Source organism: Vibrio sp. CyArs1 (assembly GCF_022432925.1).
GTDB lineage: Bacteria > Pseudomonadota > Gammaproteobacteria > Enterobacterales > Vibrionaceae > Vibrio > Vibrio mediterranei.
Genome location: NZ_JAKRBO010000002.1, coordinates 280,684 through 299,285, shown reverse-complemented (window position 1 = coordinate 299,285; position 18,602 = coordinate 280,684). Strand labels below are relative to the sequence as shown.

Below are 18,602 nucleotides of genomic sequence, written 5' to 3'. Positions count from 1 at the left end.
TAAAACTATTATATTCGCAATCTCTTGCTAGGTGTCATAAATTGCTTCAAATCAGGGAGTTATGAGTGAGGTTTTCTGTTAGCAATTGTGTTTTTTTGAGGGGGGAGTCTTTTCTAAGAAGCATGTTGGAATAAAGGTTAAGCAGTTTTACTTATCCTTTGGGAACATCACGATGTGAGCGTTTTTTGGGGTCATGAACGATAGCAAGATCTCTGAGTTTAGCCTCATCAATAATGACACTTCGGATCTTGTCATTACGCTTGGCTTCGTACATAGCGAAGTCTGTATAGATAAGTAACTGCTTGATACTTAACTCACTAGTGTCTGGCAAGAAGACTCCAACAGAGGCATACAGCGTCAATACAACCCCGGAACCGCGCACTATAAACGGATAGCTTTCTAGTTGGTCTAATATTGTTCTGAGTTCATTAGGGTCGAATTCCGTGATGGCAACGAACTCGTCACCACCGATCCGGTAAATTTGACCATCAATGGTTTCTTTCAAACGTTTGGCGTAGCAACGTAATACTTGGTCACCGACCGTATGACCATAAGTGTCGTTAATGTGTTTAAAGCGATTAAGGTCGATGTAAATTAGTCCGTGGCCTTTTTCTAGAGCCTGTTTACGGATACGGTTTAAAGCATGACGATTTTTAAGTTTAGTCAGTGCATCATGATTGGCGCGATGATTAGTTATGTAACCGAAGAAAAAGGTCACTAGCACTAGCAGCGCTAACAGTGTATTGATGATATTTAATCGACGTTTGTCACTCTCTTTTTCATTCAGTTCACGCCAGTTTGCTGGTGGCTGATAACGGCGGTTTATTGAGTTGGCGTCGATAAAGTCTAAGGTTCTATTAAACAACTGAGCGAGAATCTCGCCACGCTCAGTTTTAGGAAACCCAAAACTCAACTCAGATTGATAAAAAGGGCGAAAGTAACGGTCTTGTGTCACGTTGGTTATATTGTGTTCGTACAATAACGTGTCTAACGTGACTTGACTGGTAATGGCGTAATCGACTTCCCCGCTAGTAAGTCCGTTAATGAGCTTTTCAGTATCACCGTAGTAAACCAGAGTTTTGTTGGGCAATGAACGTCGAGTGATGGAGGCAAACACATCGTTTTCCACTACACCGACTTTTTCCGCGAACAGTTCGGAAATATGTCGGTAGACTTCTTCTTTGTAACCAACACGCTTGGCGATGGCACCATGTATAGAAGCGTAGGGACGGCTGAAGTTAAGTATACGTTGACGGTGTTTTATGTCAGCAATAGGAGTCGTCACGTCACGTTCACCCAAAGTGAGCTTTTGCAAAGATGCTGACCACGATTCTGTAGGATCGTAGACCATTCGGCATTTTAGTTGATTGAGTTTGCAAATTTGCTTTGCGAACTCAACAGAAATACCTTCAGGTTGTCCATTCGCTCCTGAAAACACATAAGGTGGGCGAGGGTTAAGATAGATCTCAATAATAGAGTCTAGGTCTAACCCACTAGAGTTAACTTTGTGTCTCAGCTGTTTAATGGCAATTTCGGTAATGTAACTGTCGATGTAACGACGAATTTCTTTCTGGACAGAGTCTTTTGCAATAATGTCACTAAAAGCCGCTAATAGTGGTGTGTTCTGTTGTTTGTTGGTAATAATGGATACAGGTGGAATGGAGACTTGGTCGTTGATCGAGGTTGCTTTAAACCCTGCAGATAAAAAGCTCTCTAATTGTAGGAAAGTGCCAATATAGCCATCTATATTACCAGCCAATAAGCTCTCAAATGCAACGTCATTGTCATTGAACCCCAATACACGTTTGTCTGGATAGTATCTCTGAATTATGTCGTTAAACGCTGTTCCCATTGTTGTTCCAATGACATGCATTTCATCAAACGACTCGCCACCTTTGTTAAATAAATAGGTTGGCTCAATGTTGATTGGCTCAGAGAAGATGAATCGTGAAGCTCGACTCTTGGTATAGGTAATATTAGCGACAAAGTCTATTTTACCGTCTTCAACAGCATCTAATCGCTCACCAAATACAGGATAGTCTGCGTACTGAAAAGAGAAATTGGATTGTTTTTCAATGGTAGAAAAAATAAAACGGGCGATAAAGTCTCGTTCATGAGCCGCGACAATATAGGTATCAGACTGAGCTAGAGTAACGTGCGTGGCTCCTAGTAATACGATCAAAACAACCATGCGAGTGAGCATGGTTTTAAAAGTGAGCACACATTTAAGTTTCAACTCCAATAACTCCTTCCTTGGGGTGAATCAGAGGTACAGACATAGTTTAATAATAGATATGAAGAATACAACGTTAACTGGCTGAATTAAAAATAAAAGCTGGTTTATTTTCGAAAACTGAGAAGGGCGTGTTGCTCTTTGAATGAATAGCGCATGATTATAAGAAAGTTGAAGTTTGAGTAAGTGTTCTTATGAGGGGCAATGCGACGGACGAAGGATCTTAAAAAGGCTACCTAAGACTGAGGTAGCCTTTGTTTCTTTTCTAATTTAAACCATTACCGCATCGTCGGCGTTATCTGGACCATTGTCGCGCTTGGCGATATGCAAACCCCACATAGCTAACAACGCCATGATCAACATGATTACGCCCAGTGGTAGCTGGCTAGTAGCGGGTATAACAGATGCGCCTAAGGTTGCTAAACCAGCACCGAGATTTTGCATACCCCCTAATACAGCTCCACCTGTTCCCGCGTGGTTTGGGAAAGGGGTTAAGGCACCTGTAGTTGCAGCAGGGAACAAAACACCTGCGCCAAGGAAGTAAACGGTAGAGCCGATGGTAAGTGTCCAAGCGTCGGTCGAGCCTTGTAATCCAGGCACAAGGACGACCGCTGAGCCTACAAGTGTCGAAACCAAACCAAACTTAAATGCTGCGTTGTTACCATACCGTTTTGCGATAATGGAAGAGAACCCAGCACCAAGTAAATAACCTGGAATTGGTAATACAAACAGGATGCTTACCGTCAGTGCCGAAAGCTTTAAAACACCACCAAACAACACACCAGCAGCGGCTTCAAACACGGCAACGCCTGCAAAGGTAGCAACTAAGCAAATGACATAGCCCTGAAAACGCTTGTCAGAAAGCACAAATCGGTAGTTATCCATCGCCGAACTTTGGCTACGTCTCTCAACTGGTAGAGTTTCGACCAGTTTGGAAGCCATGACTATGACTACTGCAACAGCAAACAGAGTCAGAAAAAGGTAGCTAGAGCGCCAACCCATAGTTTCAGTTAACACGCCACCAAGAACGGGGGCGAGCAGCGGTGAAAAGATCACGCACATACTAATGATGCTGTTGGCTCTGTGTAATTCTTCGCCTGAAAAGCAGTCACGAGAAAGAGTTCGTGACATTGCGCCGCCACTACCAATTCCCGCTCCTTGAATGAAGCTGCCTAGTAGAAAGAGTTCAAAAGAATGTGCAAATAAGCTTACGAGCGCTCCAATTAGATAGATAACAAGACCAACGATAATTATTGGCTTGCGACCTAATCGATCCGACAGTGGACCATAGATGAACTGGGACAAACCATAGGGAATTAAGTAACACGCCATTACTGCCTGCAGCATCGCTGGATTAACGCGGAACTCTTGCGCCATTTGCCCAATTGACGGTACGTACATTGTCTGGGTCATTTGGCCAACGGCAGTCAAAATTGCGATTAAAAAGGTCAGCCTAGCTAATGGGTATTTGGATGCCATTTCGTTTTTGTCTCGTCTCTGCGTGGTTCGTGCTTTTTGTTGTTCAAATTCGCCACTGTGGGCGGTAGGGCGCAGATATTAGAGTTTGAAATAGAATCAATCAATAGAAAAGTGTGATGACAATCACGATAAATATTTTGATTTTCCATAACTAAAACTAATGCGAACTTCGGTTAAAGTTCGCATTGGTGGTTATTTGCTTGCGACTTGAGTGACCAGGTCTAGTGTTGTGTTTTGAGCGAGGTCATGTTGATATACGTGAACGTCTCTTTGTGGGAAAGGAATACTGATCCCATTGCGGTCCAGTTGTTTCTTCACCTCTTCGGTCACTTCCCAATATACATCCCAATAGTCTTCTGTTCGTACCCACGGTCGAACAATAAAATCGACAGAGCTTTCATTAAGTGTATGTACATAGATCATCGGCTCTGGAGATTTAAGTACTTTCGGGTGCTGCTGCAAGATGTCAGAAAAGACCTGTTTCGCTTGATCTATATCGTCGCCGTAGCCAATACCAAAGGTCATATCAACACGTCGAGTTTTCTCTGCGGTAATATTATTGATAGTATCGCCCCAAATCTTATTATTCGGAATGACTAATCTTTGATTATCAACAGTCCGTATGGTCGTTGATACTAAGCTCATATGGCTCACTGTTCCTGATATGCCGGCAACCTTGACCAGATCTCCTACATCAAAAGGACGATAGATGAGAATCATCATGCCAGACGCAAAGTTAGACAAGGTATCTTGTAATGCAAAACCAATAATTACACCCGCCACTCCAAAACCAGTCAATAGCGGTCCTAACTCTATACCAAGCTGTGATAAGGCTATAAGCAGCCCTAGAGCCGTTACTCCTTTTTGTGCCATTGAAACAAAGAAATCTTGCATCAAAACACTGAATTTCATTGTTGAATGGCTAACGCTCTTCCTAACCGCCTTACCAACAATTTTAGCGAACGAACGTGACAACCAGAGTATGACGCCAAAGACGAATATCTTCACAATTAGTGACGGAGTATGCTCCATCGCCCAATCTTTAAATGCGCCTAACCACTCTTTCATGAGCCCGACAATTACGCTGAAATCGAGAACGTCCGTGCTAATATCCCCCGTTACAGTGAATAACAGCTGTTTATACTCTGTAGTGTCAACACCGTAGTTTTCCAACAGGGTAATACTGGACTCTAAGCTAAGAATAAGTAAATTAATCTGACCAGAAATTCGGATCCCATCTTCTTGCAATCCTGCTTTACCGTCTTCTGGTACGTAAGCAAGTCGGTCATTAATGTCACTTAGTTGGCTATCTAAGAAAAGAACAGAGTTATATAAAAAGTCAGCACGTTTCTGTAAGTCTTGCTCTAATTGAGTTTCCGCTTTTGAAATGTCTACCCCTAATTCAGCGGCCCAAGATAACGTGGTGGACAGATCAGCATAATACTCATCCATCGCGGTAATACGTTTTTGCATTGCAAACTGAACGGCATCTTTTTCAGTGTCGCTCGCAATTTTGGATGCGTCGGAAAGTCGTTTAAGGTCTTGGTCGTTTGCCGCGAGTAATGTTTGTAAGAGGTGAATTTGTTGTGTAACAAGCTGCTTGTTCTCATCTACTTGGTTTTTATGTTGCAACTGTTCCGCAAGTGATTGTCTCAACGCGTTGTTTTTTCTGTCGATAATACTCTCTTCAAAACGATTAAGTTCAGCCTGCTTTTGTAATGTATTTATGTCCTGTTGAAGTGCATCCATTTGCGCGAAGAGTGGGCTTGCAGTACCTACAGATGTGGCATGGCTATCTTCGGCTAGCGTAACAGGAGAGGCACATCCAATTGCCAATGCCAAAACAAGAGTTAATTTGCTTTTCATTCGCTGTCTCTGGTTGAGTTGATGTTGGATTATCGCTTAGCGATCCATGAGTAGGTTTTTTTAGCAAGCCATACTCCGGCTTTGGCTATCGCTGTGATTAGCGTAAAAAGAAAGGAAGCAATAGATGAGATTAACTCCCCTGTGCCAACCATCAGTTTGTAAGTGTCAGTGTGTTGAAATTCTCTATATGTCATATCGTGCCTCCTAAAGCGTTAAGCACATAGTAATGACAACGCATTATTGAATTTGTCATTTTGCGCCATTGTGGTCAGAAAGGAGCGAACTTTAGAGAAATGCTGAGCTGGGTTCGATATTGTTGGCAATAAAGCAGATATTTAGAATAGAAAAGTCAGTGTAAGAATTTATGAATGGTAATGGATAAGTTATTGAACTGCAATAAGTTTTCGAGTTAAAGCCGGCTAAGAGCCGGCTTTTTAGGTTGTATTTAAAGGGTAGGCTAAGTGAGTTTCATTTCTTGAATGATGTCTGACGCGATCTCTGGTTTGGTGCTCGTCGGTTTGGCGTGCAAGTCAGTTTTTAGTTGTCCTTTTCGGTTTCGCAAACCTGCTTCAAGCTTCTTCAACGCTGCGGAAATGGCTGGGTACATAATATCGTGGGTGGCTTTAGCTGATACTCTCACACCCTCATAATTGGTGAAAATTTCCACTTCGTGTTGGCCATGCTCTTTCTTGATAATGATGTCACAGCTGATCAACTGAGGAAAGTGAGCTGATACTTTGTCAAATTTGTTTTCAATCTCTTGACGAGACTCTTCGCCAATTGAAACGTGGTGGGTCTGAACGTTTATTTTCATTAATTGTACCTCTCCTTTCACTACGTCTTTTAAACGTAGCAAAGGAGGGCTATTTTGACAAAAATAGTTAGTACAAATGGAATAGAAATTGAGCCTTATTTAGAAAGGGACTTTTCTAATTGCGTTAAAGAATAACTGTATGTGAACCAAGCGCTTAGACCCGCAAGGACATTTCCGACCAAAGCGCCCCAAAAGAGTCCTTCGATTCCTCCAAACTGTGACCCTAACCACAAGCAAGGCAAGAAGAACGCAAATAAACGAAGCGCTGAAATGGTCAAAGCGGTTTTTGCTTTGCCAAGCGCATTGGATATAGACACCATTAACATACAGATGCCCAAAGGCCCAAGGCTGAAAGGGACTAAAATAAGATGATAATTGAGGATCTGTTGTACATTGTCTTCGCTGGTCATCAGTATTGATAAGTGACCTGCAAACAAGTAAGTGATAATGGCGACTAAGAGTTGGAACGCAAGAATATAACTTACGGCAAGGTTGACGAGTTTTTTGATATCTGTAAGGTTTTTAGCCCCCAATAGCTTACCGACCATAGGCGGCATAGACATGGTCAAAGCTAATACGGTTACAATGGCAAAAAACTCGTAACGAGAGCCCAGTGCCCATGCAGCTACTGCAGCAGTACCAAATGTTGCGAGTAGTTTAGTAGCCAACATCGAGGAAAGCGGGGGAAGTAATTGACTGACCATCGCGGGTGCCATAATTTTCCATATCGACTTCAAACTGTTTACTACATTGACATCTTTCCAATCAAACGATGCCCAATTCTTATTGACCACTTTCGGTGCGACGAAAGCGATACCAATACCAAAGGCGACGATAGTCGCGATTGCCGCGCCATTGATACCCAAATCAAAGGTAAAGATAAACAGTGGATCGAGAATTAAGTTAATGATACTCGTGGCGACCATCATCATTCCTGGTAGAACCGTATTACCATTAGCGCGACAGACGCTGTAGTAGAAGTACAGCACCGCACCAACCCAAGAGCTTAGAAGCCAATAAGGCCAATAGCTGTCAATTACTGGATAGACAGATTCGGGTGCACTTAACAAGGCGAGGATTGGGTGTCGAATTAGCCAAATGAGTACGCCAATTGCCGCAACGCCTAAGCTACCGAAAACAAGGATCAACCCCCCTAATTGTTTCGCGTAAGACTCGTCATTGGCCCCCAAAGCACGAGAAATGATTGCCGTTGTAGCGATACCAAGGCCTACTTGGATACCAATAATGACCATTTGCATCGGCAGTGTAAAACCTTGAGCAGCGAGAGGTAATACGCCTAGTTGTCCGATAAAGGCACTATCGACTAATTGAAAGCTCATAAGGGATAACACACCCAGCACCATAGGAAGGGTCATGTTGAACAATTGTTTGGCTAACTGTTTTGAATCTTTATCCACGTTGTTCTCTTTATTTGTGCCTATTTACTTATCATTGTGTACTTGCGAAAAAGGAGAGACGGACTAAATGCCCGTCTCTGTTAACATCATAGCTTATGAGCCCATTAGTTACAGGGGGCTAAACAAAGCAAAGATTAATGTTACTTACGTTTTATTCCTCGAACTTATCCGCATAACCTTTTGGAGGTGGTGTCCATCCACGCTCGCGAGAATGTTTGTCATTTCGATCGACTTGCATGGCATCCTTTATGAAGCCTTCCAATTCAATGAATAAGTCACGGTAGTTGTTATCGTAGCGTTCTTCACCATCAGCACCGTCTGCCCAAGCTTTATATAGACGGTCGGATTGTTTGTCTTCAATCGTCTTATAGATGGATTTCTGCTGTTCAATAAAGAATGGGTGAAAGCCAAGACATTTCATGGTTTTAGCACCAAGCTCTAAAGCTGAATGGTAGGTTTCAGACTCTATATAATCTGCGCCGGCTTGCCTTAGTTGGTAACCGTGCCCTCTGTCGAATGCTCGAGTAAGAATTTTGACGTGAGGGTACGTATGTTTAACGTATTTTACAAGCTCAACATTGGTTTCTTGATTATCAATAGCAATAACAAGCAGTTTCACATCTTCGATTCCTGCAGTATGTAGGATATCTGGCTTGGACGCGTCACCAAAATAAGCTTTGGTGCCAATTTGGCGCATGTTATCGACTTGTTCAGCACGTACGTCTAGTACCACCGTCTTCACATCATTAGCGACCAAAAGACGATTGACGATTTGCCCAAAGCGGCCAATACCCGCAATCAAGACAGTGCCTCGCTCTTCAACTGTGTCGGCCTCACGGTCATTACTGTCTTTCTCAAATTTAGGCAAGATGACTTTATCAAACAGAATAAACAGACCAGGAGTTAAGAACATAGATAAAGCAACAACCAGTGATAGTGTTTGGGCGATATCGGTAGGCAATACATGATTCTGAACCGAGAAGCTTAACAGAACAAAACCAAACTCACCGGCTTGAGCAAGACTCAAGGTAAATAACCATCGGGCACTATCTTTGATTTTGAAAATCATCGCGAGTACGTACAGCACTGCTGCCTTTAGGAGCATTACGCCCAAAGTTAAACCGATAATGACAAAGAAATCGTCAAATAGGATACCGAAGTTAATACCTGCGCCAACGGTAATAAAGAACAAGCCTAGGAGAAGCCCTTTAAAAGGGTCAATATTTGACTCCAGCTCATGTCTAAACTCACTGTTGGCCAATACGACACCTGCCAAAAATGTACCAAGGGCAGGAGATAGACCGACCAAGCTCATTAAGGCTGCAATACCAATAACAAGCATAAGCGCAGTAGCTGTAAAGATTTCTCTTAATCCAGATGATGCGACGAACCTAAACAAAGGTCTACTAAGATAATGACCACCAACGACGACCACCGCAATTGACGCAGTAATGACTAATCCATAAGCCCACCCTGGAAGTCCAGCTACCAAGCTTAATTCGTCATGATGCTCAGCCGCCTGCGCCGCGGCATTTTGCGCTTGTTCAACTAGTTCTGGCAAGGCGAGTAAGGGGATGAACGCCAACATTGGAATTACGGCAATGTCTTGAAATAGCAAGACTGAAAATGCACTCTGGCCACCTTCTGTTTTCGACAGTCCTTTTTCATTAAAGGTTTGCAGAACAATTGCAGTCGAAGAAAGAGCAAAAATAAGGCCAATAGTCAGCGCAACGCTCCAGCTTTGTCCGAGTATCAGTGCTATTCCCATAACCGCTGCTGCTGTGCCACCAACTTGAATGCCGCCAAGACCGATAAGTTTATGACGCATGCCCCAAAGCATCTTAGGTTCTAGTTCTAGGCCAACTAAGAACAGCATCATAACGACACCAAACTCAGCGAAATGTTGAATGGTAGTAGTTTCTTCACCCACGAGGCCAATAATAGGTCCAATAACCACCCCAGCAATGAGGTAACCAAGTACAGATCCCAAACCTAAGCGCTTAGCAATAGGTACTGCGATGACGGCGGCTATAAGATAAACGAAAGCCTGGAGAAAGTAACCGGTCATGATGCGTCCTTATCTGATTCGATAGCCTGTTCTTGTGGCCAATAATGGTTAAGTTTTTCGAGAGGTTTTGCTCGTTCGATATCGAACTCGCTGGTAACAAGCAGGTTTAAAAGCGTTTTCCAACGCTCTCTATGCTCCGGTATACGTCGCTCTTCTTGAGCTGTACGTGAACCAAAAAGGCAGAAAGGCGGTAAATAGGTCATGCCCGTCAAACTAGCAGTCTGTTCTAATGGTTGGAGTAGTTCTCTAATAGTGAAATGGTTGTAGCCTTCTGTTTGATAAGCATCTGCCTTACCGCCAGCAGAGATTGCACATAAAAAAGTCTTACCATGCAGTGCTGTGCCATCTTGCCCATAAGCAAACCCATACTCTAATACCAAGTCTTGCCATTCTTTAAGGATAGAAGGCGTTGAGTACCAATAGAGAGGGAATTGAAAAATAACAATATCGTGATCAATTAATCGTTGTTGCTCTCTATCGATATTAATGTTGTAAGTTGGGTACTCATAATACAGATCGACCGCGGTGACTCCTTTAATGGATTGGGCATCTCTAAACATGGGAGCATTGACCTCTGAACGTCTCTGAGATGGATGTGCGTACAGCACCAGCACTTTGTTATTTTTTTCGGGCATAATGGCTTCCGGATAGCTTCATCTATGAGTTTTAATATCTAGTACACAAAAAGATATTTTTCAATTGGTTACCGTCTAGTAACCTTAACATTGAACCCCGTTAAACATCTTTAGCTTGCTACTATTAATTGCGAGAATTAACGGTCACATAAAGGAGTCTAGATATGCGATTGTCGGTTAGAGCAGCGACGCAAGACGATGCAAATGAGTTATTGGAATTATATCGGCAAACAATTCGCACTGTAAATCGCAATGATTACAATGAGATGCAGATTAGAGCATGGGCTCGTGATGAGTTAGAGACATCCGCTTTTGAAGCGTATATTGCTCGATGTAAGCCTTTTGTGGTGACAATCCAAACTCAGATACTGGGTTATAGTGATTTACAAGCCGATGGATTAATAGACCATTTCTATTGTCACCACCAAGCACAAAGGCAAGGGGTAGGGAGTGTGTTGATGCAGACCATTATGAATAAAGCGCGAGAAGCTGATATTTGTAGGCTGTATTCCTATGTGAGCATTACAGCAAAGCCGTTTTTCCTTCATTTTGGCTTTAACGTAGTGCGACCAAACCAAGCTGACATTCGTGGCGTCGTGTTAGATAACTATCTGATGGAAAGAGTATTAAAAGATGAATAACTCGATGTTTGAAGTGAAAGAGATTGCTCAAGAACAGTTACCGCTGGATATTTTGTTATTGGCTGACCCAGAGGAAGCCGCGATTAACGTTTATCGAGGCCGATGTCATGCTTTTGCTGTGTTTATGCAAGATAGGTTGATTGGGGCAACGTTAATAGAAGTTGATCAGGTTAATGGTAAAGCTGAACTGTTCAATATCGCAACCTACCCAGAGTACCATGGCAAAGGATTTGGCGGAGTTCTACTTGATGAAACATTAGCGAAGCTAGCGAGCCGAGGTATTAGGGTTGTCGAATTAGGAACAGGTACATTTGGTTATCAACTCTCGTTTTATCAAAAGCACGGTTTTCGAGTAGAGAGAGTGATTAAAGACTTCTTTCTCGATAATTATGATGAACCGATCTTCGAACACGGTATTCAACACAAAGACATGTTACGCCTAGTTTGGCGAGCAGAAGAGATTGACGAGTAGTTATAGTAACGGTAGATTGCGCGACCCGAATGTGGAATTAATGGTTTGATAGTTGGAGGTATTTATATGGGTGAAATGTATACAAAACATGCAGAAAAGTACGCAGATGCGATTGAAAATAACGCGTATAATGGCCTTTATGAGCGTCCTTCAACACTAGCTTTAGTGGGTGAGGTAAACAACAAAGCGGTATTGGACTTAGGGTGTGGTCCTGGTGTTTATGCGCAGCACTTTGTTAATCAGGGGGCGACAGTAACCGCTGTCGATCTCTCAGAGCAAATGGTTCAAATTACTAAACAAAAACTAGGTGACGCTGTAACATGCTATGCGCAAGATCTATCTGATGGACTTCCTAAAGAAGCCGACGATAGTTATGACTTTGTTGTTTGCCCTTTAATGGTGCACTACCTTGAAGATTTGGTGCCTCTTTTTAAAGAGGTACATCGTGTACTTAAACAAGGCGGACAGTTCATTTTCTCTACCCATCACCCACTTGTTGATTTTGAAGATGACGCTTTTAACAACTATTTTGCAGTAGAGCGTATCACCGAAGATTGGAATACCGTTGGCGAACCCGTAGAGGTTTCATTCTTTAGACGTTCGTTTACTAACTTGTTTGATAGCTTAGCTGAAAGTGGTTTTACTCTCGACAAGTTTTCCGAAGGTCAACCTGATCCCGCGATGAAAGAAGTATCACCTGAGACATTTGATAAACTTTCGCGTCGTCCAAACTTCATTTTTATTCGCGCAAACGCGAATTAACCATTGCCGAATATCGGCAAATGGTCATCGTTTCCGGTGTGATTTCTGCTAAAAGGGCAAAAAACGAGTTTTTTTTGCCCAATAACCCGTTCAAATTACAAATCAATTTGGCATTAGCGGCGGGTTTTATTAGTATGTACAGCTATCAAAAAACACCCTTATGGATACTACCGGACGGTAGACGAGGAAACGATGCAACATCTAGAAGAGATCATTGCTAACGCGAGCGCAGCGATTGAAGCTGCAGACTCGCTAGTCGCACTTGACGAAGTGCGTGTTCAGTATCTAGGTAAGAAAGGTGAGCTAACCGCTCAACTTCAAAGCCTAGGTAAACTACCACCAGAAGAACGCCGCAGTGCTGGTCAAGAGATCAACAAAGCAAAAGGCGTAGTTCAACAAACGATTGCTGCTCGTAAAGATGCACTACAACGTGCTGAACTTGAAGCAAAACTTGCAGCAGAGACAATCGACGTTACACTACCAGGTCGTCGTATCGAGAACGGTGGTCTACACCCAGTTACTCGTACTGTTGAGCGTATTGAACAGTTCTTTGGTGAGCTAGGCTTTAACACTGAGTCTGGTCCAGAAATCGAAGATGCATTCCACAACTTCGATGCACTAAACATCGCAGAAGACCACCCAGCTCGTACTGACCACGATACTTTCTTCTTCAACCCAGATTTGATGCTACGTACTCACACGTCAGGCGTTCAAATTCGTACGATGGAAAATGGTAAACCACCATTCCGCTTCATCGCACCTGGTCGTGTTTATCGTAACGACTATGACCAAACTCATACACCAATGTTCCACCAAGTGGAAGGGATGCTAGTTGACGAGAATGTAAACTTCGCTCAGCTAAAGGGCATTCTGCATGACTTCCTATGCAACTTCTTCGAAGAGGAAGTTGAAGTTCGTTTCCGTCCATCTTATTTCCCATTCACCGAGCCTTCTGCTGAAGTAGACGTAAAAGGCAAGAATGGCAAGTGGCTTGAAGTTCTTGGCTGCGGCATGGTTCACCCGAACGTACTTCGTGCTGTTGGCATTGACCCTGAGAAATACTCTGGCTTCGCGTTTGGTATGGGCGTAGAGCGTCTGACAATGTTACGTTACGGCGTAAATGACCTGCGTGCGTTCTTCGAGAACGACCTTCGTTTCCTAAAACAGTTCAAGTAATCCAGAGGGTTCATCACAATGAAATTCAGCGAATCATGGCTTCGTGAGTGGGTAAGTCCTTCGGTTACGACTGACGAGCTTACGCACCAAATTACAATGGCTGGTCTTGAGGTAGACGACGTACTACCAGTAGCTGGCTCTTTCACTGGCGTTAAAGTAGGTAAAGTGGTTGAGTGTGGTCAACACCCAGACGCAGATAAACTACGTGTAACAAAAGTTGATGTTGGCGCAGAAGAACTGCTAGACATCGTTTGTGGCGCTCCTAACTGTCGTGAAGGTCTTAAAGTAGCAGTAGCAACCGTTGGTGCTGTCCTTCCAGGCGATTTTAAAATCAAGAAAGCGAAATTACGTGGGCAGCCTTCACACGGCATGCTTTGCTCATTCACTGAGTTGGGTATCGACGTTGAGTCTGACGGTATCATGGAACTTGCAGAAGACGCTGTTATCGGTACTGATTTCCGCGACTTCCTAGGTCTTGATGACGTAACGGTAGACGTAGACCTAACAGCTAACCGTGCAGACTGCTTCAGCATTCGTGGTTTAGCTCGTGAAGTAGGTGTTCTAAATCGTGCTGATGTGACAGAGCCAGCAGTAAACGCGGTTGAAGCGTCTATTGCAGATGTTGCTTCTATCGAAGTGAAAGCGCCAGCAGCGTGTCCTCGCTACCTAGGTCGTATCGTTAAGAACGTGAACGTTCAAGCTGAAACGCCACTGTGGATGCAAGAAAAACTGCGCCGTTGTGGTATTCGTTCAATCGATCCAGTCGTTGACATCACTAACTACGTTCTACTAGAGCAAGGCCAACCAATGCATGCATTCGATCTAGCGAAGATCGAAGGTGGCATCGTGGTACGTATGGCGGAACAAGGCGAGAAGCTAACACTTTTAGACGGTACTGAAGCAGAGCTTAACGCAGATACTCTAGTTGTTGCTGATCACAATAAAGCACTGGCAATTGCTGGTATCTTTGGTGGTGAAGAGTCTGGTGTTACCACTGAGACTAAAGACGTTTTACTAGAATGTGCATTCTTCGCACCTGACCACATCCGTGGTCGTGCTCGTAGCTACGGTCTTCACACCGATTCTTCAATGCGTTTTGAACGTGGTGTGGATTTTGCACTTCAGGCAGGTGCAATGGAGCGTGCAACAGAACTTCTTGTTGAAATCTGTGGCGGTGAAGTAGCACCAGTTGTTGGTGTAGAGTCAGAAGCTGACCTGCCAAAAGCAAACACAGTAGCACTGCGTCGCACTAAGCTAGATGCGCTACTTGGCCATCACATTGAAGATGCGGACGTTGTTGAAATCCTTGAGCGCTTAGGCTTGACTGTTGAGGCATCAGAGTCTGGTTGGACGGCAACAGCACCAACATGGCGTTTCGATATCGCTATCGAGCAGGACCTGATTGAAGAAGTTGGTCGTATCTACGGCTACGACAATATTCCAAACCAGCACCCAGCAGCAGCACTTAAGATGCACAACCATGTTGAAGCGGATCTGCCTCTCAAGCGTGTTCGTAACCTGCTTGTTGACCGCGGTTATCAAGAAGCCATCACTTATAGCTTCGTTGAACCAGAGCAGCAAAAGCTAATCGTTCCTGACGTTGAGCCACTCGTCTTGCCATTCCCAATTTCTGCGGAAATGTCAGCAATGCGTCTTGGGCTGATTCAGGGCCTACTTAACACGGTTGTTCACAACCAGAAGCGTCAGCAGCCACGTGTTCGCCTATTTGAGTACGGTTTACGTTTCATCCCTTGTGAAACTGCAGAAAACGGTATGCGCCAAGAGCCAATGCTTGCTGGTGTTATCGCTGGTACACGCAGCGAAGAGCATTGGGACATTGAAACTAATACGGTTGACTTCTTTGACCTTAAAGGTGACCTAGAAGCGATCCTAGAACTGTCAGCAAACGAGAAAGCATACTCATTTGCTGCAGCGAAACATCCAGCGCTTCACCCAGGTCAGTCTGCGGCAATCGTCGTAGATGGCAAAGAAGTTGGTGTAATTGGTACTGTTCACCCAGAGCTTGAGCGTAAGTTTGGTCTTAATGGCCGTACTATCGTGTTCGAAATTGAATGGTCTGCAATTAACTCTAAAGTGATTCCAGAAGCGGTACAGCTTTCTAAGTTCCCTTCAAACCGTCGTGATATTGCAGTTGTTGTTGATGAAGCTGTAGCTTCAGGTGACATCGTTGCTGCGTGTCTAGAACAGGGTGGTGAGTTCTTGAAAGACGCGAAACTGTTCGATGTATACGTTGGTAAAGGTGTTGAAGAAGGCAAGAAGAGTCTTGCTATCGCACTAACGTTGCAATCAGTTGAACGTACTCTAGAAGACGCAGATATCGCTGGTGCGGTAGATACAATCGTTGCTCACGTATCTGAGAAGTTTGGTGCTTCACTGCGTGACTAATTATTAGTTATTCACTTAGCTAAGTGTTCGAAAAGCGAGTCAATTTAATTGGCTCGCTTTTTTTGTTTAATCACATAGAACTGATGCAACCTAAAAATATAGCTCTTTATACACGAGATTGTATAACTTTCTGTCGAGCGGGCTAAACGTGTTTCATATTGGCTAGCATCTGCAACTTACTGTTTTTATACGATAAATGCTGTAAAACTGTGGTCTAGGTTAGGTATTTTGTAATTTGTTGTTATTTTATTTATGTCTGATATATCGATAATAATTGAAATATATGACTGCTGTTGTGCTCGGTATGCTGTTAAAACTTTTGTTTTGTGCTATCAAAACGGTAACTTGCTAATAGATAAGAAAATATCCTGACATTTCCATGATATAAAAAAGTTGGCGAAAATCAGAAGGTTGGCTTACACTTTTCAAAGTTAGACCGTTATGTTGTTGATTGGTCAAACGAAATGTTTAGCGCTATCGCTGTGATAGTAAGGTTTAAATTAGCTTTGAGGGGAGTTTTATGGCGCTCACAAAAGCCGATCTGGCTGAGAACCTATTTGAGAAACTCGGATTCAGTAAAAGGGATGCCAAGGAAACGGTAGAAGTATTTTTTGAAGAAATCAGAAAATCACTCGAAAGTGGCGAACAGGTAAAACTGTCGGGTTTTGGTAATTTTGACTTGAGAGACAAGAATGAACGTCCTGGTCGAAATCCTAAGACTGGTGAAGATATTCCAATTTCTGCTCGACGCGTAGTTACATTCCGTCCCGGCCAAAAACTGAAGGCACGAGTCGAGAACATCAAAGTAGATTAAGTTCTTACTTTAGAAAACAAAAAGACCACAATATGTGGTCTTTTTGTTTTTTTGTCGATGAATTTACTCGTTAAAGAGTCAAGACTAAAGCGACACTATGCCGCTTTAATATTGGTAGTAATGTATGGCTGCCACGCATTTTGATAAAGCTCTAGAGATTGTCTTCTTAAGCTGGTGATTTGCGCAGTTTCAATATCGTTTAAGCTACGATCCTGTGCAGCTGCGTTGCGCTCGATACCTTGAATTATCTCATAAAGGTCATGCTCTGGGCCGCTTTTCACGTCGGCAATGGCTTTCAAGTGAAGCTGAACTTCTGCAATGATTCCGGTCTTAGGAAGTTGAACCAAAATATTCAAGTCACGGTAGCCAGAAGGCGCAGGACTCTTGAAGCGGTTTTTAACACGAACGACTTTGGCTTCGCGATTGAGAGTTTCATAAGCACCTACAAGACCTTCAACATCATCAGCTACGATTGTGCCACGAGCTAAGTCGGTGATTTGATTTACTTCACCATTAAGTTCAGTACGGATTTTTTCCTGTGCACGGTCATAAGATTTCACGCCTGCGAAATAAGCGTCGGTACCAGTAAGTAGGGCGGTAGTTTTACACAGCGACTCTAATTCGTGCTGAGCTTGGTGGGCTTTGCTATACAAGATATCAAAGTCAGAATGCGGTTGAAGTGCGTTGCTGTTAACAGCATCGATGCCATATAAGCCACTTAGGCTATGTTTGAATACAGATGGACAAACTTCGTTCTGTTCTTGGTTTCCTTTTGAAGTAGTTGAATCGGATTGATTAAGCGTTGCCGCAAATGCAGGTGCGCGGCTGAGTACCAATAGCATTAGTGCTGCGGTACGAAGAAACATGCTCATTCTCTCTCCTAGTTACGTTACGAAAACGGTATGCAAAAAGGACGATAACGTTCAGGAGTTGCACTACCTATAGTATGGGGACTAACTTACCGAACCCAACCTAAAAACACGAAACAGTGTCTGATGTGTGACCTAAGTCTCGCAATAAAGTTACCTTCAGAGGCATGACTTTTTGTCCTCATTCTGTAAACTCTACGTTAATGATTATCCACACCGAATATGAACGATAAATGAACGATTTTGAATTGTGGCATGATAAATGGGCATCGAATAAAATTGGCTTTCATCTGGAAGATGTAAACCCGTTACTTATCAAATACTGGAACCAAGTAAAACCAAACCGCACTGATGGTGTTTTTGTGCCGCTTTGTGGTAAATCAGAGGACCTTGTTTGGCTAGCACAGCGCCACGATAGCGTTCAAGGTGTAGAGCTCAGTCAGATCGCTGTGCGTGCCTTTTTTGCCGAGCATTTTTATACGCCAATGGTCACTCCAATTAATGGCCAATTTGAGTTGTATCAGTTTGACGAGTTAGATATCTACGTAGGTGACTATTTCACAGCTCCTATACGGCCTGTAGAGCTTATCTATGACCGTGCTGCACTTATCGCTATGCCGGAAGAGTTAAGAGCCTTATACGTTGAGAACTTGAAGCGTTCTCTAATGCCGGGTGGTCGAATCCTATTGATTACGCTTGATTATGTCCAAGCTGAAATGTCCGGGCCTCCGTTTAGTGTTCCGTCGAGTGAAGTAAAGGCGTACTTTGGTGAAGAATACCGTTTAACGTTGTTGGAACGGGATGAGGCAGACGATAATCATCGTCGCATAAAACAAGGCTTAACTCGATTTGCTGAAGAAGTTTGGCTTGTTGAGCACCTAGATTAATGAGTGCAAGCAGTTTACCCTGACCAAGAAAGCCAGACCCTAAGGATCTGGCTTTTTATTTA

General features: G+C 43.4%; 16 protein-coding genes. 7 read left to right on the top strand and 9 right to left on the bottom strand.

Translation table 11 applies throughout. The features are described 5' to 3' along the window. Positions 1-151: 151 nt before the first annotated feature. The 8 genes from MMA19_RS08055 to MMA19_RS08020 all read right to left on the bottom strand — a co-directional run bounded on the left by MMA19_RS08055 (position 152) and on the right by MMA19_RS08020 (position 10,513). Positions 152-2,236 carry a GGDEF domain-containing protein gene (locus MMA19_RS08055; protein WP_240205950.1) on the bottom strand — a complete coding sequence of 695 codons (2,085 nt, stop codon included), beginning with the start codon at positions 2,234-2,236 and terminating at the stop codon, positions 152-154. A 267-nt stretch (positions 2,237-2,503) separates the two neighbouring features. Further along, entirely contained in the window at positions 2,504-3,712 is a 1,209-nt protein-coding gene (gene emrD, locus MMA19_RS08050) for a multidrug efflux MFS transporter EmrD (RefSeq protein ID WP_240205949.1), read from the bottom strand. Between the two features lie 192 nt (positions 3,713-3,904). Further along, positions 3,905-5,578, bottom strand: a complete 1,674-nt coding sequence (locus tag MMA19_RS08045; RefSeq protein ID WP_240205948.1) for a mechanosensitive ion channel domain-containing protein — start codon at positions 5,576-5,578, stop codon at positions 3,905-3,907. A gap of 29 nt (positions 5,579-5,607) precedes the next feature. After that, a complete protein-coding gene (locus tag MMA19_RS08040) occupies positions 5,608-5,772 on the bottom strand; it encodes a hypothetical protein (RefSeq protein ID WP_006070692.1) in 165 nt (54 codons plus the stop codon). A 263-nt stretch (positions 5,773-6,035) separates the two neighbouring features. After that, positions 6,036-6,392, bottom strand: a complete 357-nt coding sequence (raiA, locus tag MMA19_RS08035) for a ribosome-associated translation inhibitor RaiA (RefSeq protein ID WP_006070691.1) — start codon at positions 6,390-6,392, stop codon at positions 6,036-6,038. 95 nt (positions 6,393-6,487) lie between these two features. Next, positions 6,488-7,768, bottom strand: a complete 1,281-nt coding sequence (locus tag MMA19_RS08030) for an MATE family efflux transporter (protein ID WP_198558271.1) — start codon at positions 7,766-7,768, stop codon at positions 6,488-6,490. A 193-nt stretch (positions 7,769-7,961) separates the two neighbouring features. Further along, positions 7,962-9,878: a monovalent cation:proton antiporter-2 (CPA2) family protein gene (locus MMA19_RS08025; protein WP_240205947.1), complete on the bottom strand. Its 1,917-nt coding sequence runs from the start codon at positions 9,876-9,878 to the stop codon at positions 7,962-7,964. Then, positions 9,875-10,513, bottom strand: a complete 639-nt coding sequence (locus MMA19_RS08020; RefSeq protein ID WP_006070688.1) for an NAD(P)H-dependent oxidoreductase — start codon at positions 10,511-10,513, stop codon at positions 9,875-9,877. The genes MMA19_RS08025 and MMA19_RS08020 overlap by 4 nt, the downstream gene beginning before the upstream one ends. A 164-nt stretch (positions 10,514-10,677) precedes the next feature. On the opposite strand from MMA19_RS08020, the gene MMA19_RS08015 reads away from it, so the two are divergent. The 6 genes from MMA19_RS08015 to ihfA all read left to right on the top strand — a co-directional run bounded on the left by MMA19_RS08015 (position 10,678) and on the right by ihfA (position 16,784). Then, positions 10,678-11,154 (top strand): GNAT family N-acetyltransferase, encoded by a 477-nt coding sequence (locus tag MMA19_RS08015; RefSeq protein ID WP_240205946.1) that lies wholly within the window; start codon positions 10,678-10,680, stop codon positions 11,152-11,154. Then, entirely contained in the window at positions 11,147-11,626 is a 480-nt protein-coding gene (locus MMA19_RS08010; RefSeq protein ID WP_240205945.1) for a GNAT family N-acetyltransferase, read from the top strand. The genes MMA19_RS08015 and MMA19_RS08010 overlap by 8 nt, the downstream gene beginning before the upstream one ends. 66 nt (positions 11,627-11,692) lie before the next feature. Beyond that, positions 11,693-12,388 carry a class I SAM-dependent methyltransferase gene (locus tag MMA19_RS08005; RefSeq protein WP_006070685.1) on the top strand — a complete coding sequence of 232 codons (696 nt, stop codon included), beginning with the start codon at positions 11,693-11,695 and terminating at the stop codon, positions 12,386-12,388. Positions 12,389-12,580: 192 nt separating this feature from the next. Further along, positions 12,581-13,564: a phenylalanine--tRNA ligase subunit alpha gene (gene pheS, locus MMA19_RS08000; protein ID WP_006070684.1), complete on the top strand. Its 984-nt coding sequence runs from the start codon at positions 12,581-12,583 to the stop codon at positions 13,562-13,564. Between the two features lie 18 nt (positions 13,565-13,582). Then, positions 13,583-15,970 carry a phenylalanine--tRNA ligase subunit beta gene (pheT, locus tag MMA19_RS07995; protein ID WP_240205944.1) on the top strand — a complete coding sequence of 796 codons (2,388 nt, stop codon included), beginning with the start codon at positions 13,583-13,585 and terminating at the stop codon, positions 15,968-15,970. 520 nt (positions 15,971-16,490) lie between these two features. After that, the gene (ihfA, locus tag MMA19_RS07990; protein WP_006074250.1) at positions 16,491-16,784 is read left to right on the top strand and encodes an integration host factor subunit alpha; all 294 of its coding nucleotides are present in this window, start codon (positions 16,491-16,493) and stop codon (positions 16,782-16,784) included. Between the two features lie 95 nt (positions 16,785-16,879). Here ihfA and MMA19_RS07985 read toward each other — a convergent pair whose 3' ends face one another. Further along, entirely contained in the window at positions 16,880-17,656 is a 777-nt protein-coding gene (locus MMA19_RS07985; protein WP_239922889.1) for a RelA/SpoT domain-containing protein, read from the bottom strand. Between the two features lie 230 nt (positions 17,657-17,886). Here MMA19_RS07985 and MMA19_RS07980 point away from each other — a divergent pair, with 230 nt between their 5' ends. Next, positions 17,887-18,540, top strand: coding sequence for a thiopurine S-methyltransferase (locus MMA19_RS07980; protein WP_240205943.1), 654 nt, complete (start codon positions 17,887-17,889; stop codon positions 18,538-18,540). Positions 18,541-18,602 lie beyond the last annotated feature (62 nt).

Excerpts from the sequence above, each read along its gene's own strand:
- emrD (WP_240205949.1), bottom strand. The coding sequence starts at position 3,712 with ATGGCATCCAAATACCCATTAGCTAGGCTGACCTTTTTAATCGCAATT.
- MMA19_RS08045 (WP_240205948.1), bottom strand. The coding sequence starts at position 5,578 with ATGAAAAGCAAATTAACTCTTGTTTTGGCATTGGCAATTGGATGTGCC.
- MMA19_RS08040 (WP_006070692.1), bottom strand. The coding sequence starts at position 5,772 with ATGACATATAGAGAATTTCAACACACTGACACTTACAAACTGATGGTT.
- raiA (WP_006070691.1), bottom strand. The coding sequence starts at position 6,392 with ATGAAAATAAACGTTCAGACCCACCACGTTTCAATTGGCGAAGAGTCT.
- MMA19_RS08030 (WP_198558271.1), bottom strand. The coding sequence starts at position 7,768 with ATGACCCTTCCTATGGTGCTGGGTGTGTTATCCCTTATGAGCTTTCAA.
- MMA19_RS08025 (WP_240205947.1), bottom strand. The coding sequence starts at position 9,878 with ATGACCGGTTACTTTCTCCAGGCTTTCGTTTATCTTATAGCCGCCGTC.
- MMA19_RS08020 (WP_006070688.1), bottom strand. The coding sequence starts at position 10,513 with ATGCCCGAAAAAAATAACAAAGTGCTGGTGCTGTACGCACATCCATCT.
- MMA19_RS08015 (WP_240205946.1), top strand. The coding sequence starts at position 10,678 with ATGCGATTGTCGGTTAGAGCAGCGACGCAAGACGATGCAAATGAGTTA.
- MMA19_RS08010 (WP_240205945.1), top strand. The coding sequence starts at position 11,147 with ATGAATAACTCGATGTTTGAAGTGAAAGAGATTGCTCAAGAACAGTTA.
- MMA19_RS08005 (WP_006070685.1), top strand. The coding sequence starts at position 11,693 with ATGGGTGAAATGTATACAAAACATGCAGAAAAGTACGCAGATGCGATT.
- pheS (WP_006070684.1), top strand. The coding sequence starts at position 12,581 with ATGCAACATCTAGAAGAGATCATTGCTAACGCGAGCGCAGCGATTGAA.
- pheT (WP_240205944.1), top strand. The coding sequence starts at position 13,583 with ATGAAATTCAGCGAATCATGGCTTCGTGAGTGGGTAAGTCCTTCGGTT.
- ihfA (WP_006074250.1), top strand. The coding sequence starts at position 16,491 with ATGGCGCTCACAAAAGCCGATCTGGCTGAGAACCTATTTGAGAAACTC.
- MMA19_RS07985 (WP_239922889.1), bottom strand. The coding sequence starts at position 17,656 with ATGAGCATGTTTCTTCGTACCGCAGCACTAATGCTATTGGTACTCAGC.
- MMA19_RS07980 (WP_240205943.1), top strand. The coding sequence starts at position 17,887 with ATGAACGATTTTGAATTGTGGCATGATAAATGGGCATCGAATAAAATT.